Consider the following 14,287-nt stretch of genomic DNA (forward strand, 5'->3'; position numbering starts at 1 on the left):
TCGCCTCGTCCCGCTCGGTGGCCTTGCGGGCCGGGACCTGCACGCTCCAGCCAATGCGGTGCAGCAGCAGATCCAGCCCGGCCAGGGTGTACTCGACACCGAAGCGGCAGCGCACGATCTCGGCGATCCTCGCCAGCGTCCAGCACTGGTCGGACCAGCCGAAAGCGGCAGGGCCGGCGTCCAACACCATCTCCAACAAACGGAGTTGTCCCGTATCGAGCCTGCAGCGGGCCCCGCCGGGACCCTTGGAGGCCAGGGCCTGCCGACCGCCCGAAGCCAACGCCCGCCGCCACCGGTTCGCCGACATCCGCGTCACCCTAAACCGCCCGGCCACCTCCCGGTCACTGGCCCCGGCCTCGATCAGGTCAGCCGCTTCGAGCCGGACCCGCTCACGCCGAGCCCGCTCCCCGGCCGTCAACCCACCGCCATCGGGATACCTCATCCTTCCGGCATACCGCCGCCCACAGCCGCCGTCACGACCCGACGTAACCCGCACCGCTAAAGATCTCTAGCGTCTCCAGGACGGAGCCGTGCTTCAACGCGCTAGGAAGAAAACACCTACTCAGCTTGAACTGGTGATGTCCGGCTGGTCGTGATGGGACGGGGTCTATCACGAATCCACGACACTCCCGAATTGCGCAGCAGGGTCTCAAGGTTGGTCATGGTTTCGTCGAGGTTGCGGGGGAAGCCGGGGCCTGAGACGTGGGCGGGCTCACTGAGTGCGAGGGGGTGTCGGCGGGAGGGGCCGGGCGGTCCGAGGCGCCGGTCGTGACAGCGAGCAGTAGCAGTGCGCAGGCAGCGGCGGCGGCCAGGCCGGACAATACGATGACGGTCCGGCGAGAGGGAAGGAAGAGCCGCCGGGGCCTGGTGGAAAGGGCGGCGGGCCGCAGGTGTTTCCAGTCGGCGCTGTTGGCCCGGGCTTGAAGGGCGTCGCGCAGTCGTTGTTCGATCGCCTCGTGGCGGATCCGGCCGCGGCTCATCGCCGGATCTCCGCGAGCCGCCGGCAGGGCGAAGGACGGGAGCGCGGCTGCGAGGGGTGCTCGGTCATCGAGGTATCTCCAGTTGTCTGCCGAGAGCGTCCAGGGCCCGGCTGGCAGTTGATTTGACCGTCCCGCGGGAGATTCCGAGGGTGTCGGCGATCTGGGCTTCGGTGAGGTCCGCCCAGTAGCGCAGGACCAACACCTCGCGCTGTCGGCGGGTGAGACGCTGCAATGCGTCGATCACCTCTTGATGGGTCTCGGCGAGGAGGACGCTCTTGTCGACGGAGGGGACATGGCGTTCACGCTCAGGAATGTAGGCACGTGCCGTACGGCGTCGGCGCAGAACCGAGCGAGCCGCGTTGACCACACTGGTTCGCAAGTATGCCTCGGGGTCGTCCAGGTCCGCGAGCCGACGACCGTGGCGGCGCAGGAGCGCTGCGAATGCGTCCTGCACCACGTCCTCTGCGGTGGGAAGGTCGTCCACCAGAAGCAGGGCCAGCCGCACCAGTGCCAGCCTGCGTTGGTGGTAGAGCTCGCTGAAGCCGTGGTCGTCCCCGGTTGCCGCCGTGCTGATGGACACGGCTTTGAACAGCTTTCTCCCGCCGTCCTGGCGACTCGTCGGTGAATGCAGAGCGCGTCTGTCCTGCTTTCGGCGCATCAGATCCACTCCGCCGTAGAACATGGGGCGCAACGGGCTGCACATGCTCCGCCACCAGGTCACCGACGTTGCGGCGGTTGGGATCGTCGCTGTTCTCACTGGTCTCCTGGAAGTTGCGGGACCGGTCCGTCCGCCCGGAGACCCGGGCGGACGGACCGTGCTGCCTGGCCTGAGCGATGCAGCGTGCATTCAGGTGGGATCACCGAACGACCTGGCGTCGATCAGCGGGCCAAAACGCTGAAGAGCCTCACCGGGCCGGAGTCGTGACATGCACCGCGTCCGCGTCGCAGGCGTCGAGGCCTCCGGGGCAGGGCGGGGCGGTCTGCGCGGGCTTCGCGTCCGCGGGGACGTCCGTCTCGGAGCTCTCACCCGGCGTCTGCGCCCCGGACGTGTAGGTCGCGTGCTCCTTCTGCGGCTCGACGGGGGCACTCGCCGTGGCGTGGGCCGTGGCGGCCGCACCGAGGGCCAGCGTGGCGCCCACGACCGAGAGGCCCAGCGCGACGCGAACCCGGCCCGAACGGAGGCCGGGGACAGCGGCTTGACGTACTGACATCTTCGATCCTCGAATCATCGGCTTCGATGTGTTGGCTGACCGTCCGCCATGGGTGGCTTCCCGCGCGGCGGCCCTCTGCTGGAGGCGCATCCACTCCAACAGACGTCCCAAGTCCCTCGGGGTTGCCGGTCGGACGAGACGGATACGGGGAAGATCCAGTGACCCGCGTCACTGAGACCGGAGGCGGTTCATGGCCGGTCGGACACAACTCGGGCCGACTCGGATGCCTGCACCCGCCTTCCGCCGCCGACCTGAGCGGCCTCGGGTGCATCAATCCGAGTACTCAGCTTGAGCTGGTGATGTCCGGTGGCTTGATCGCGGGTTCGATGATCAGTCCGGTCCCGGCCAGACAGCCGTCGATCAGGTCGGGCCGGCACTGCAGTCTCTTCAGCGTGCGCTTGATGACCCGGGCGAGATGGTCGAGGTCGACGAAGATGCGGTCGGCCAGGTACCGCTTGAGCAGCCACCACACGTGCTCCTGCGAGCTCAGCTCAGGGGCGTAGCTGGAGAGGTGGAAGATGCGCAGCCAGTCCTTGTGCTCCTCGGCGAAGTCGAATAACTCCTGCTGGACGTGGACGTTGAGGATGCCCCTAGACCCACACGATGAGGGTCCCGAGCTGGACGTGCGCCATGGTGATCAGGGCCCGGTGGCCGCGCCAGGTGAAGCTCTTCGGCTCGTGCCGGCGCCCGTGGTAGACGAGCATCCGGAACAGCAGGTGAGCACGGCGGGCGGGGCGGAAGCAGACCACGCCGGCCACGTTGACCCGCCCGCGGCCGCTGCCGCGCACCCGTACCACCGGGCACTGCCCACGCGGCGCCCAGGTGCGGCCCTTCGGGGGCCTCAACCCCTGCCCGGTCTCGTCCGCGAAGCAGATGTGGACGCCCAGGTCGAGCGCCGTCCTTTTATCTGCGACCACACCACCTTCTTCCGTACCTCGATCGACTCCTCGTCGCGCTCGATTGCCCGGCGCACCGGCACCTGCGCCGACCAGCTGTGCCGGCGCATCAGCTTCCGCACACCCTGCACCGTGGAGCCGACATGAAACAGCCGGGCGATCAGCAACCGGATCCGATTGAGTGTCCAGCCCTGCGACTCATCCGCCCAGCCGTGTGCCAGCGACCCACGCGCCAACTCCCTCTCCAACCAGCAAACTGATCCGCCGAGCCGCTCGACCGCCCTGGGCCCCGCCGAGCGCAGCGTCGCCTCGCCTCCGGTCTCCCATGCACTCCGCCACCGCCGCACCGACCGCTCCGTTGAAGAATGCCGTCTGCGCCGGCACCATCACACTGTCCACAGCCCGCAGCGCCATCAAGGCCACCTGGACCACGGCCCTGCAGGTCACCGGCATCGGCTGACCCTGCCTATCGCCGGGACATCCAGGCCCAACGTGCTGCATGTCCCGGTACCCAGGTCCGAGCTCAGGTCCTGGCCGGTCATCGCGTTCTAGCCGATGCCGGTGCTGATCGAGGTGTCCGGCCGCCGTGTGATCGCTGGCGGGTTGACGGGCGCAGCCGTACGGCGACGTCGAGGCCGGTGCCGGGGCTGGGTTGAGGGTGATGGTGCCGCCGGAGGCGTCGACGAGGTGGCGGACGATGGGCAGGCCGAGGCCGGTGCCGTCGTGGTGGGTGTCGGAGGCGCGCCAGAAGCTGTCGAAGGCGCGCTCGCGGTCGGCCGCGCTCATCCCGGGGCCCTGGTCGACGATGTGGAGTTCGCCGCCCGGGATGCGGTTCAGGGTGATGGTGGTGTGGGGCGGGGAGACGCGCAGGGCGTTGGCGAGGAGGTTGTCGATGATCTGCTCCAGCGCCCCGGGTATCGCCCACACCTGGCCAGCGGGCGGTCCGGTGATGTCGATGGCGACGTACTGCTCGGCAGCCAACGGCTCCCACATGGCCACCCGGTCGGCGAGCGCGGCATCCAGGTCGACGGGCTCGGGCGTGGTGGCGGTGTTCTCCAGACGGGCCAGGGTGAGTAGCCCCTGCACCATGCGGCCCAGGATCTCCACTTCACCTACGGCTTCCTCCAGGCTGTGATGGGCGCGCGGGTCGAGGTAGGGCTCGAAGTTCTCCAGGCGCAGCCGCAGCGCGGTCAGCGGAGTTTTCAGCTGGTGGGAGGCTTCCGAGGCAAACGCCTGCTGGTTCTTGAGGAGTTGCTGGAGCCGGTTGGCGGTGCGGGTGAAGGAGGCGGCCAGGCTGCGAAGTTCGGGTGGTCCGGTAGTGGCGTCGGGTGGATGGGTGAGGTGACCGTCGGCCGGCTGGATGGTCGCTGCTTCCAGCGTGCGCAGGGGCCGGGTGATCCAGCGGGCCATGCTGAAGGCGACCAGGGCGACGGCCGCCAGGACGCAGGCGCCAGCGAGGGCCAGGGCGCCCCAGATGCGGTGAACGCGAACGGCGACCTCGTCCAGCGGGAAGGTCAGGCGCAGCGCGCCGCGGATCGTGGTGCCCGAGGAGCCGGGCATGGTGGCTGTCAGGACATCGGTGCCGTTGCTGTCGGTCGCGGTGGTGACGGTGGGCTGGTTGCGCAGGGCGCGGGCGATGTCCGCCTCGGCGGCCAGGCTGACGCCGGTACGGCCAGCCGGGTCGGTGTCTGCCAGGACGATGCCCTGCTTGTCGCTGACGACGACCCGACCGCCGGTGCGCTCGGCGTAGTCGCCGGCCACGTCGGGCAGTTCGCCGAGCTGTCCTTTCTCGATGTTCTCCTTGGTGATCTCGGCGAGCATGGCGGCGTCGCGTTCGATGTTCTGAGAGGCGCGGGCGGTCTCACCGCGGGCGTAGATGTAGCCGAGCGGGATCTCCAGGCCGGCCAGCACGAGCAGGGCCAGGGCGAGGTAACTCAGCAGCAGCCGCCTGGTCAACGGGCCCCCTCGGAGGCTGTCCGGTGGGCGGGGACGGTGAGGCGGAAGCCGACCCCGCGGGCGGTGGTGATCCAGCCCGGATCGCCGAGCTTGCGGCGCAGGGCCGCGACGTGGGCATCCAAGGTCTTGGTGGGGCCGAAGAAGTGCGGGTCCCACACGGTGTCCATGATCTGCTGGCGCGAGTACACGGTGCCGGGATCCTCGGCGAGGTAGGCGAGGAGGTCGAACTCCCTGGGGGTCAGGGAGATGTGCTGCCCGTGAAGGTGGACTTCGAGGGTGCGGCGATTGACAGCCAGCGGCCCCAGTGCCTGCGCGCCGGAGGCAGCCTCATGCCCCTCGGATTCCCCAGGCGTTTCCGCGGTCCCGGTCGGCACGTAAGCGGGCGCGCCGGCGCGGCGGGTGACCGCGCGTATGCGGGCGATCAACTCCCGTACGCCGAAGGGCTTGGCGAGGTAGTCGTCTGCGCCGAGTTCCAGGCCCACGATCCGATCGGCTTCCTCGCCCCGAGCGGTGATCATGACGATGGGGACGGCGGAGCGAGCGCGCAGGCTGCGGCAGACGTCCAACCCGTCCATATCGGGCAGGCCCAGATCCAGCAGCACCAGATCCGGCGCCACTTCGGCGTCGGCCAGGCCGGCGGCTCCGGTGCGGACATGGTCCACGGTGAACCCCTAGCGCCCCAGCCCCTCGGTGAGGGGGCCTGCGATCCGGTCGTCGTCTTCGATGAGCAGCAGCCGCATGGCGCCAGGCTCGCACAGCTGTGCCAGAGGAGGTGGAGAGTTCACGGGAAGCCGCCTGGGACCAGAGAGACGGAGGCGTAGGGGGAGACAGGGGCCAGCAGGGGCCGGCCGGCCGAACGGTGCGGGCGGGTGTTCGGCCGGACGGCGGTGGCGGGACGGCGAGTGAAGCCGACCGGGGAGTCAGTCGGCGTGGTCGCCGTCCTCGCGTTCCTCCTCCCCGGCACGACCCCGATCCTCGCCGGTGCCAGGCACCGTGCCCGTCGGCGTGGTCACAGCACCGGTGCCCGCACCAGGACCGGCCGTTGCGGTGGCCGTGGCGTCTGGCGTCGGCTGCCCGGTCGGTGACTTCGGCGCGGAGACCTGCGCGGTGCCGCCCGGGGTGGGATCCGAGGAGACAGTGTTGCTGACGGTGGACAGAGCGAACCCGAAACCGCCCAGCAGGAGCACCACCGCCCCAGCAACCAGGGCCGGCCGGTGCCAGACGGCCGCCTGCTGCCATCCCCCCGTGACCCGCGCCCCGCCACGTCGGGCCACAGGAACCCACTCGACACCGCAGCCTTCAACGGCGCAGTAGGCGGGAAACTCCCCCTCCAGAGGGGAGAGGATGTCAACTGTCAGGGGCTGTCCTCACCGCCCTCGGTGCCGCCGTTGGCCAGCCACTGGACGTAGGCGATCACGGCCAGACGGGCCGAGAAGGCGTTGTCACGTGCCGTGGCGGTCGTCACGGCTGTGGTACCGGCAGCTGCCGTGAGGCCCGAAGTGGGTGAGTACATCGCCTCGTTGAAGACCGAGCCGCTGGGGGCCGAGGCCACGGCGAAGACGGGGTGGGCCGTTCCACCGGAGAAGGACGTCGAGATGTAGTCGCCGACCATGGTTCCCTGCGTGGTGCTCGCCAGCCAGGAGGCGGTCATCGGACCGGCGAGCTGGGTCGGTGCCGTCCAGGTGCTGCCGCCGTTGGTCGAGGAGACGTAACCGACGTCCAACTGGCAGGTGGACGCGGTGCAGTTGGCGGTCGGGTGGTAGTAGTACGTCAGCGCCAGGTGCGCAGTGCTGCCCGAGGTGGACGGGTCGACCGCGAGGCCGGGGATGAAGTGGTCGACGGTGCTGGTCGTCGCGTCGATCGGGATGCGGGTCACCGACGACCATGTGGTGCCGTTGGTGGTCGTCGCCATCACGATGTCGTTGGAGGTGCAGGAGCCCCCGCTCGCGCGGAAGCGGCAGTCCTGCCAGACCACGTAGACCTTCCCGGCGGAGTCGATCTCGGCGGAGGGCAGTGGGCCACTGCGCAGACCGCCGCCCACGGTGAAGGAGCTGACGGTGGCCACGGTGGTGGCGTTGGTCCAGGAGCTGCCGCCGTTGGTGGAGGTGAAGGCTCGGATCGCGGTCTCCGAGGCGTTGGCGATCGGGACCACCACGGTGCCGTTCGGCTGGACGACGGGCTGTCCGCCCAGGCCGGTGGCGTTGTTGCCGGTGTTCTTCGAAGCACCCCAGGTGAGTCCTCCGTCGGGGGAGGTGGTCATCTTGATGCGGTCGCCGTCGCCGTTGTTGTCGTACTCGGTGTAGCAGTTGCCGTAGAAGGCGCTCGTGGCCGTGTTGTCGCAGACGATCCAGTTCTTGTCGAGGCTCGAACCGGTCGCGGTGACCACGGGGTTGCTCCACGTCAGTCCGCCGTCGGTCGAACGGCTGGTGTAGACCTCGGGCACGGTGACGGACGAGGTGATGGGGATGGAAGAAATCAGCCAGACGTTGTGCTTCGCGTCGTAGGTCACCGACGCGTCGCTGACCCTCTGGAAGGTGCCGCCCGCCTGGGTGGTGATCCCGGGCAGGAACCCCTTGGTCCAGGTGGCACCGCCGTCTTTGGAGGTCGCGAAGCCGACGTTCGAGGCACCGCCGTCGGTGAACCGGCCGACCTGGAAGGCGGAGACGATCGTGGAGCCGTAGGAGAACGTGTCCGGCTCGACCTCGGTGGCGTGCTGGCTGGTGGAGTTGGTGTAGGGATCGGCGCTGATCTGGGTGAGGGCCGGGGCCGCGGTGGCGGTAGTCGTGGTCAGGGCGAGCGCGCCGGCCGCGAGGGCCGCCGTCACCAGACCGGGTCTCGCCAGGCGGTGGAGCAGAGACGCCAGGGACATGAGCCGTTCCCTTTCGCGGAAGGGGCACGTCCGGCGATGCGTCGTCGGGCAGGGCGAGAGCATGCCTCGTACACGTCCGCGCCATGGGGACGGGCGGGGCCCGGCCGAACCGAACATCGTGCAGGACGTGCTGAAGGACTCCGACACTCTGATGGAATTTACGTGACCATGTCAATATCTTTTGGTGCAACACGGCCCGAACCGGCGGGAATTGACGTTCTCTTGACCCGCACCCGCTCCCCGTCCCGCCGACTGCCGCACTGGGCTCTGCGGGCAGTCGGCGTCCTCGGTGGCCCCTGAGCGGGCCACCCACGGCACCTCGGGCCGCTCAGGACAGTCACCGGCGCTGCGGAGACGACCACTTGGGGGTCGACCTTGCACGCGATCCGACTGCGGCCGCGGGCGCGGCGGACACAGAAGACGCAGTGAGTACTCCGGATCCCGCCGGCGCGTGGCGCTCCGGCTCGCCACGCCAGTCCATGCCCTGTATCCGCGACTCGTTCTGGCGCGGGCGGAAGTTCACCTCGATCGAGCACATGCAGACCGAGGCCGTCACCCGGGCCCAGCAGGTCGCCGGGCGATGGCAGTGCCGGCCGCTGGGCGGCGTCGCACCGACGTGCTCCGGTGGCCGTTTTCGGCATGGTCGAGGCCGCCGCCTTGCTGCCGCTGCCACCCACCCCGTTCACGCTGGCCCGCTGGTCGACGGTCACCGTCGGCCCGGACATCCACATCAAGGTCTCTCACCATGAAGCGTGCTGTTCCAACTCTGCGTAGTAGTCGGCCTGCAGGGCGGTGTTTCTTCGGTACCACCCCGTGGCAGACCCGAGAGGCGGCCCGACGGCATATATCCCTGCCGGCGCCGCGCGGATGCCGTACGGTAAAGACACCGCCGCGGGGTGGAGCAGCTCGGTAGCTCGCTGGGCTCATAACCCAGAGGTCGCAGGTTCAAATCCCGCCCCCGCTACGACCATCCGGCCCCTCCGCGATCCTGCGGAGGGGCCGGGCCGTTCAGCAGCAATCACCGGCGCGCACTCCCCCATGCCCGCCTCTGACGCCTGTTGGCATTGGCCTGCGGCGACTGGGTTGATGGGCAAACGATCAGGTGTGGCGGCTTGGCTTCGTGACCGAGATCCGGGCCTGGTCCACTTCTTGCGCTACGCTGGGTGACGTTGCGGTGACTACCTGGGCTCGGTTGGCGGCGAGATCTATGCTCGGACGCATGATCGAGACTGAGCGGTTGCTCCTGCGACCTCTGGATGTGTCTGACGTCGACGTTTTCGTCGAGCTCCATGCTGACCCGCAGGTCAACCGCTTCGTCGGGTCCTTCTCTCGTCAACAAGCACTGGAACGCCTCACTGTGATCGAGCGGCAGTGGGCTGAGCGAGGCCATGGTCTGTGCGCGATCGAGCTGAAGTCGAGCGGGGAGTTCATCGGTCGAAGCGGTTTGCAGTACTGGGAGCAGTTCGACGAGGTGGAACTGGGGTGGACCCTTCGAGCGGATCACTGGGGGCACGGGTATGCGACCGAGGCCGCTCAAGCGTGTCTGGCCTGGGGGTTTGCCACGCTTGATGACGACTACTTCACGGCTCTCATGCGGCCGGGCAACGAGGCGTCAGTGAAGGTAGCCAAGCGCCTGGGCTTCGCTCCGCGTCGGGAGGACCATCTGCAGGGCCGCCCAGTCACGGTGTATGCCGTGGATCGCCCATCCAACCTGCCCGCTTGTTGACACCCCATAAGGATGCCCCTCCGTCACATAGGGAGCGAGAACAGCCGTACTGGCCCTGAGGGCCAGCGGGCACCGTCGCGCAGGGGCGTCACCATAGTCCGCAGGGGCATGGTCACCAGGCGGCCTTCGGGTTGTTCGACGAGTACGTCCTTGTCGAGCGAGTGCCATCCGAGGCGCTGGTAGAGCGGCACGAGGGGAGGTCGGCAGAACAGGAGTGAGTGCTGAGGACCCATCGTGCGGGCGTGCTCCAGGGCAGCTGTGACGACGAGCCGAGCCAGGCCCTGACCTTGCATGCCTGGCGCGACGGCCACTCCGCCGACGCCCACCACCTCTGTCTCGGTGTTGCCGATCGCGACAGGCAGTCGCAGCAGGCCAGCGTGTGCCACGAGTCGGCCTTCGTGTCTGATGCCGAAGTGTTCTTCTTTTGGCAGCCAGGTCAGACCGGTCGAGGCGACACCGAAGGGATCATCGCTGTTGCCGAGGATCTCCTCCTGGTCCGCCTTCGTGTACTGCGGGAGCCGCACCACAGTCGGTGCCGCAGCGGATCGGTTGTCAGACATTCCCACATGATGATCTCTCCGCCGAACACTGGCCAGTGGACGTTGATGGAGGAGTAGGACGCGGAGATGGTGTGGTCGTTCAGGAGCCGGGTCCAGATCTCTCTGCGGTCGAGGTGTTCAGTGAGCATGGCATCGATCAGAGCTCGCGTGGCGTCGTTGATCGCTGGTGCGGGCCGCCTGGCTGCTCGTCCCATTTTGGGGCCGCTCCTGGACTTGTAGGTGCTCGGCGTCGGCATGTCCAGGATGGTGCGGATTCTCCCGGGTGGGAGCTTGTGGTGTCTGGACAGGTCCCGGACGGTCGCGGTCCCGGTCTGAGCGGTCTCGCGGATGTGAAGCCCCCGGTCCGGGCGGTCGGCCAGAGGGACGATGCGGGGGTGGCGGACGTTCGGCTTGTTGCGCCGTCGCGGCGACGTGACATCGGCCAGGGCCCGTCGCAGTGTGCGTTCGGGGTAGCAGAGACTGCTGCGAGGCGGGAGAGGCCGGGTTTGCCGAACCAGAACGGCGGGCCGCAGACGAACCGGTGACACTGCCGTGACCTGCACCGACCCTCGTGGTCGTCACGGCATCGGTAGACGACAACGCGATCGGTGCCGCGCTGCTGAGGAAGGTCGCCCCTGCGGGCACGGTCCGCACGGCGCTGGTCGACCGTGGCTTCGAGGCCAGCGTCGTCGAACACGGGCGAACGCTCGGCATCGACGTTCAGATCGTGGCGCGCGACCCGGTTGACACCGGGTTCATCCCCGATCCCATTCGCTGGCGCGTCGAGTAGACCAACGGCCTGAACATGCAGGAACGACGCCTCGCCCGCGACTATGAGCACGCACCGTCCTGCGCGGAATCCAGGATCTACTGGGCCTCTGCCGGGCGGATACTGCGCCGCCTGGTCGGCACGCCGGCCCGCTGGCGGGAGGTGTGATGACCCACGCCGTCATCGAGCAGCTCCTGGACGGAATCGAACTGCGCGAACGTCAGCTTGCCGAGCAGATCGGCGAACTCGCCGCCCGCCAGCGCGAGGCGCAGGCTGAGCGCGAGGCCCTGGCGACCACGGCCGAGGCGGTCCGCGCGGTGGCCCCAGGCCTCGCCCTCGAGCGGCCGCCGACCCCGGCGCTTCCGGATGGCGCGGCCTACCAGCAGATCATGGACGTATTCGAGCACGAACGCCGACCGCTACGCGCCCGCGACCTGTGCCTCGCGCTGGACCAGCCCTTGATGCCCAAGCACGTCGAAGGCACCCGCGCGAAACTCAAACGCCTGGTCAGCATCGGATTCCTCGACGAGACCGAACCCGGACTGTTCGCACGGCCCGGCCCTCAGGCCCCGACAGCCCCCGCCGACCAGTAAGCCTGATCCAGACCAACGGGCAAAACGTTGGAAGACTCGCTTATTGCCCGCTGAGCTCGCGCATTGGCGTCAGGAACGAAGGGTGCGCAGGCCGTTGCGGATTTCGCTGACAAGGATCTCGGGCTGTTCCAAGGCCGCGAAGTGCCCGCCCTTGTCGGCCTCGCCGTAGTGGATCAGATTGCTGTAGGTGTCTTCGATCCAGCTCCGTGGCACGCGGGGGATGTCCCTCGGGAAGGCGGTCACCGCGACCGGAAGCGTCAGCTTCGGGCCCGCGAAAGTGAGCGACTTGTTCTCCCAGTAGATGCGGCCGGACGACGCTGCGCTGTTGGTGAACCAGTAGAGGGATATCGCATCGAGCATGTCGTCGATGCCGAGAGCGTCCTCGGCGAGCCCGTGGTTGTCGGTCTTGGACTGGAACTTCTCGTAGATCCAGGCTGCCTGGCCGGCGGGAGAGTCCGCCAGGGCGAATCCGACCGTCTCCGGCTTCGTGCCCTGAAGGTGGTTCGACCCGCCGAGATCGCCGGTGTAGAGGGCGAGGGTCTCCACGGCGTCGCGCTGTTCGGGCGACAGGGTGTCGGGTATCTGTGCGGGAAAGGCGTACTGGGTGTTCAGATGAATTCCGAGAAGTCCCTCAGGTTGCATGGCCCCGAGGGCGGTGGTGACGACGGCACCCCAATCGCCGCCTTGCGCGGCCCATCTCGTGTAGCCGAGTCGCCTCATCAGCTCCACCCACGCGCTTGCGATGCGCGAGACGGTCCACCCGGTCTCCGTGGGCTTCTGGGAGAACCCGAACCCGGGGAGCGACGGGACGACGACGTCGAACGAATCGGCGGCGTCTCCTCCGAACGAGGCCGGATCGGTCAGCGGCCCGATCAGCTTCAGGAACTCGAGGATCGAGCCCGGCCATCCATGCGTGAGTATCAGCGGCATCGCGTGGGGGTTCTTGGACCTGACGTGGATGAAGTGGATGTCCAGCCCGTCGATCTCGGTCAGGAACTGGGGGAAGCGATTGAGTTCGGACTCGAAGCGCCGCCAGTCGTAGCCGCGCTCCCAGTGCTCGACCAGAGATCTGGCGTTCTCTACGCGAACCCCTTGCGACCAGTCGCCCACCGTTTCCGGATCCGGCCACCGGGTTCTGGCCAGTCGCTGCTTGACGTCGTCGATCGCCGGTTCCGGGATCGAGACGGTGAACGGGCGGACGAGGGCCGAGGTAGGCGGTGTCGGTGCGGTCATGGCCTTCTCCTCTTCTCCTGAGCTTCGAAGCACAGCGCAACTCTCGCTGCACACCGGTGTACAGTCACTCTCACTGTACACCCGTGTGCAATACTGGTGCCGTGCCCACCGAGTCCTCCCGTGTGCGCTCGATGAACGAGACACGCGAACGCATCCTCGACGTCGCCCTCGATCTGCTGGGAGAGAACCCCGACGCCGGAATGGGCGAGATCGCCTCCACCGCCGGCGTCGTCCGTCGCACGGTCTATGACCATTTCCCCTCGCGCCTCGACCTGGTCCGGACACTCACGGAACGGGCCGTGGCCGAGATGACAGCCGTGCTCACCGAAGTCAACGCCTCCGGCGCGGAAGCGGACGCGGCATGGGTCGAATTCATCGCCCGCCTCTGGCCGGTGGCGCACCGGTACCGAGTGCTGCTGGCGCTGCGCCGAGGCGAGTACGGCGAGGCGATCCACGGCCTGCTCGGGCCAGTCGACGAGCTCCTCGCCGACCTCGTGAAACGGGGCCAGGACACCGAGGTGTTCGCACAGCACCTGCCGGCGGACATTCTGAGCCAGATCGCCTACGGCGTCGTGTTCGCCATCGCGGACAGCGACCTGTCGAACGGGACCCTCGGCGCCCGAGCATCGACGATCACGAGCCTGCTGATGCTGGGAGTTCCCGAGACGCGCGCCATCGCCCTCGTGGGCGACCAGCCCTGACCCGCAGTACTCGAACGGAGTCGCGGAGCCAGTCCGGTTCTGGTACCGCAGCGCGTTGGCGATCTCCCGCATCTCGTAACACCCCTGATGGCCGGAGACCGGCGGATGCCGTACCTCCCACGCCGCGATCAGCGGCTTGATCACGGCCCACTCCGGCTCGGTCAGGTCGGTCTTGTACGGCGTGCGCTCACCCACCGTTCAAGCGCACCACAGCCAAGCCCACTGACAAGCCGAAACCTGCCAAGCCCACACGAACTGCCCAAACCAAAACGGCAGAAGACTCGCTCACTGCCCTCTGAGAGCGAGCTTGGGGAGGGCGGTGGTCCAGTCGGTAACGCTGGCCTGCTGGGCCTGGGCGAGGGTGACCCTGCCCGCACAGACTGCGGTGTGCAGCTTGGTCTCCACCAGATCCTTCAGGCTGTTGACACCCTGACTGCCCGTGGGTCCGCACGGGTCGGCGGGTTCGACCCACAGGTTGCACGGGTCGTTCGGGTCGCCGCTGGCCGACCGCCCACCGCGATCGTCCGGCCCGCACCCCGGCGCCGCACCGCACGGGGTACGGCGCGCAGACGTACACCCGGCGTACACCCGTCGACAGACTCCAGCACTACGGGACAGGGACAGGAGCAGGTTCAGCATGATCTAGCAAGGAACCCCGGCGCCTTTAGGGGCTTGGGAGGAATTGCTTCTCAAGATGGGGGTGACCCGTGCTGGAGCACGGGTCCGCGCTGTTGGCCTCAGCCGGGACGCTTCTGGTTCTCGATGTACTCCTTGATCACGGCGAGCGGTGCGCCGCCGCAGGAGGCGGCGAAGT

Annotated in this window: 17 protein-coding genes, 1 tRNA gene and 2 pseudogenes; 7 read left to right on the top strand and 13 right to left on the bottom strand. The window is 68.3% G+C overall.

From position 1 onward, the window contains the following. From ACFY0P_RS51545 to ACFY0P_RS51595, 11 genes and pseudogenes are all read right to left on the bottom strand, one after another. A partial coding sequence (locus ACFY0P_RS51545; RefSeq protein ID WP_388929446.1) for a winged helix-turn-helix domain-containing protein occupies window positions 1-184 on the bottom strand: 184 nt, incomplete at its 3' end. A gap of 81 nt (window positions 185-265) precedes the next feature. After that, a pseudogene (locus tag ACFY0P_RS51550) lies at window positions 266-442 on the bottom strand (helix-turn-helix domain-containing protein); the annotation flags it as partial. A gap of 602 nt (window positions 443-1,044) precedes the next feature. After that, entirely contained in the window at window positions 1,045-1,683 is a 639-nt protein-coding gene (locus ACFY0P_RS51555) for a SigE family RNA polymerase sigma factor (RefSeq protein WP_388929447.1), read from the bottom strand. A 202-nt stretch (window positions 1,684-1,885) separates the two neighbouring features. Continuing rightward, complete coding sequence (locus ACFY0P_RS51560) at window positions 1,886-2,191, bottom strand: hypothetical protein (protein WP_388929431.1); 306 nt, start codon at window positions 2,189-2,191, stop codon at window positions 1,886-1,888. Between the two features lie 283 nt (window positions 2,192-2,474). Beyond that, window positions 2,475-2,663, bottom strand: coding sequence for a hypothetical protein (locus ACFY0P_RS51565; RefSeq protein ID WP_388929432.1), 189 nt, complete (start codon window positions 2,661-2,663; stop codon window positions 2,475-2,477). 118 nt (window positions 2,664-2,781) lie between these two features. Further along, window positions 2,782-3,108, bottom strand: a complete 327-nt coding sequence (locus ACFY0P_RS51570; RefSeq protein WP_388929433.1) for a transposase — start codon at window positions 3,106-3,108, stop codon at window positions 2,782-2,784. Then, complete coding sequence (locus ACFY0P_RS51575) at window positions 3,033-3,335, bottom strand: winged helix-turn-helix domain-containing protein (RefSeq protein ID WP_388929434.1); 303 nt, start codon at window positions 3,333-3,335, stop codon at window positions 3,033-3,035. The genes ACFY0P_RS51570 and ACFY0P_RS51575 overlap by 76 nt, the downstream gene beginning before the upstream one ends. Then, complete coding sequence (locus ACFY0P_RS51580) at window positions 3,286-5,043, bottom strand: sensor histidine kinase (RefSeq protein WP_388929435.1); 1,758 nt, start codon at window positions 5,041-5,043, stop codon at window positions 3,286-3,288. The genes ACFY0P_RS51575 and ACFY0P_RS51580 overlap by 50 nt, the downstream gene beginning before the upstream one ends. Beyond that, a pseudogene (locus ACFY0P_RS51585) lies at window positions 5,040-5,783 on the bottom strand (response regulator transcription factor). The gene ACFY0P_RS51580 and the pseudogene ACFY0P_RS51585 overlap by 4 nt, the downstream one beginning before the upstream one ends. A gap of 180 nt (window positions 5,784-5,963) precedes the next feature. Beyond that, window positions 5,964-6,317 (bottom strand): hypothetical protein, encoded by a 354-nt coding sequence (locus tag ACFY0P_RS51590; RefSeq protein WP_388929436.1) that lies wholly within the window; start codon window positions 6,315-6,317, stop codon window positions 5,964-5,966. A gap of 80 nt (window positions 6,318-6,397) precedes the next feature. Further along, window positions 6,398-7,912 carry a sialidase family protein gene (locus ACFY0P_RS51595; protein ID WP_388929437.1) on the bottom strand — a complete coding sequence of 505 codons (1,515 nt, stop codon included), beginning with the start codon at window positions 7,910-7,912 and terminating at the stop codon, window positions 6,398-6,400. Window positions 7,913-8,536: 624 nt separating this feature from the next. Between ACFY0P_RS51595 and ACFY0P_RS51600 the strand changes: the two genes are divergently transcribed. From ACFY0P_RS51600 to ACFY0P_RS51610, 3 genes are all read left to right on the top strand, one after another. Beyond that, the gene (locus ACFY0P_RS51600) at window positions 8,537-8,686 is read left to right on the top strand and encodes a hypothetical protein (RefSeq protein ID WP_388929438.1); all 150 of its coding nucleotides are present in this window, start codon (window positions 8,537-8,539) and stop codon (window positions 8,684-8,686) included. A 116-nt stretch (window positions 8,687-8,802) separates the two neighbouring features. Beyond that, window positions 8,803-8,876, top strand: a tRNA-Met gene (locus tag ACFY0P_RS51605). A 255-nt stretch (window positions 8,877-9,131) separates the two neighbouring features. Further along, on the top strand, window positions 9,132-9,638 hold the full coding sequence (locus ACFY0P_RS51610; RefSeq protein ID WP_388929439.1) for a GNAT family N-acetyltransferase: 507 nt from the start codon (window positions 9,132-9,134) through the stop codon (window positions 9,636-9,638). Between the two features lie 23 nt (window positions 9,639-9,661). On the opposite strand, the gene ACFY0P_RS51615 is transcribed toward ACFY0P_RS51610, so the two are convergent. Beyond that, on the bottom strand, window positions 9,662-10,198 hold the full coding sequence (locus tag ACFY0P_RS51615) for a GNAT family N-acetyltransferase (protein WP_388929440.1): 537 nt from the start codon (window positions 10,196-10,198) through the stop codon (window positions 9,662-9,664). 550 nt (window positions 10,199-10,748) lie between these two features. Here ACFY0P_RS51615 and ACFY0P_RS51620 point away from each other — a divergent pair. From ACFY0P_RS51620 to ACFY0P_RS51630, 3 genes are read left to right on the top strand one after another with little or no spacing between them, the layout of a single operon-like run. Continuing rightward, window positions 10,749-10,967, top strand: a complete 219-nt coding sequence (locus ACFY0P_RS51620; protein WP_388929441.1) for a hypothetical protein — start codon at window positions 10,749-10,751, stop codon at window positions 10,965-10,967. A 15-nt stretch (window positions 10,968-10,982) separates the two neighbouring features. After that, window positions 10,983-11,114: a hypothetical protein gene (locus ACFY0P_RS51625; RefSeq protein ID WP_388929442.1), complete on the top strand. Its 132-nt coding sequence runs from the start codon at window positions 10,983-10,985 to the stop codon at window positions 11,112-11,114. Continuing rightward, on the top strand, window positions 11,114-11,539 hold the full coding sequence (locus tag ACFY0P_RS51630; protein WP_388929443.1) for a hypothetical protein: 426 nt from the start codon (window positions 11,114-11,116) through the stop codon (window positions 11,537-11,539). The genes ACFY0P_RS51625 and ACFY0P_RS51630 overlap by 1 nt, the downstream gene beginning before the upstream one ends. A 69-nt stretch (window positions 11,540-11,608) precedes the next feature. On the opposite strand, the gene ACFY0P_RS51635 is transcribed toward ACFY0P_RS51630, so the two are convergent. Continuing rightward, window positions 11,609-12,772, bottom strand: coding sequence for an epoxide hydrolase family protein (locus tag ACFY0P_RS51635; RefSeq protein WP_388929444.1), 1,164 nt, complete (start codon window positions 12,770-12,772; stop codon window positions 11,609-11,611). A gap of 101 nt (window positions 12,773-12,873) precedes the next feature. On the opposite strand from ACFY0P_RS51635, the gene ACFY0P_RS51640 reads away from it, so the two are divergent. Continuing rightward, window positions 12,874-13,473: a TetR/AcrR family transcriptional regulator gene (locus ACFY0P_RS51640; protein ID WP_388929445.1), complete on the top strand. Its 600-nt coding sequence runs from the start codon at window positions 12,874-12,876 to the stop codon at window positions 13,471-13,473. Window positions 13,474-14,287: the final 814 nt, after the last annotated feature.

Source organism: Streptomyces sp. NPDC001714 (assembly GCF_042892755.1).
GTDB lineage: Bacteria > Actinomycetota > Actinomycetes > Streptomycetales > Streptomycetaceae > Streptomyces.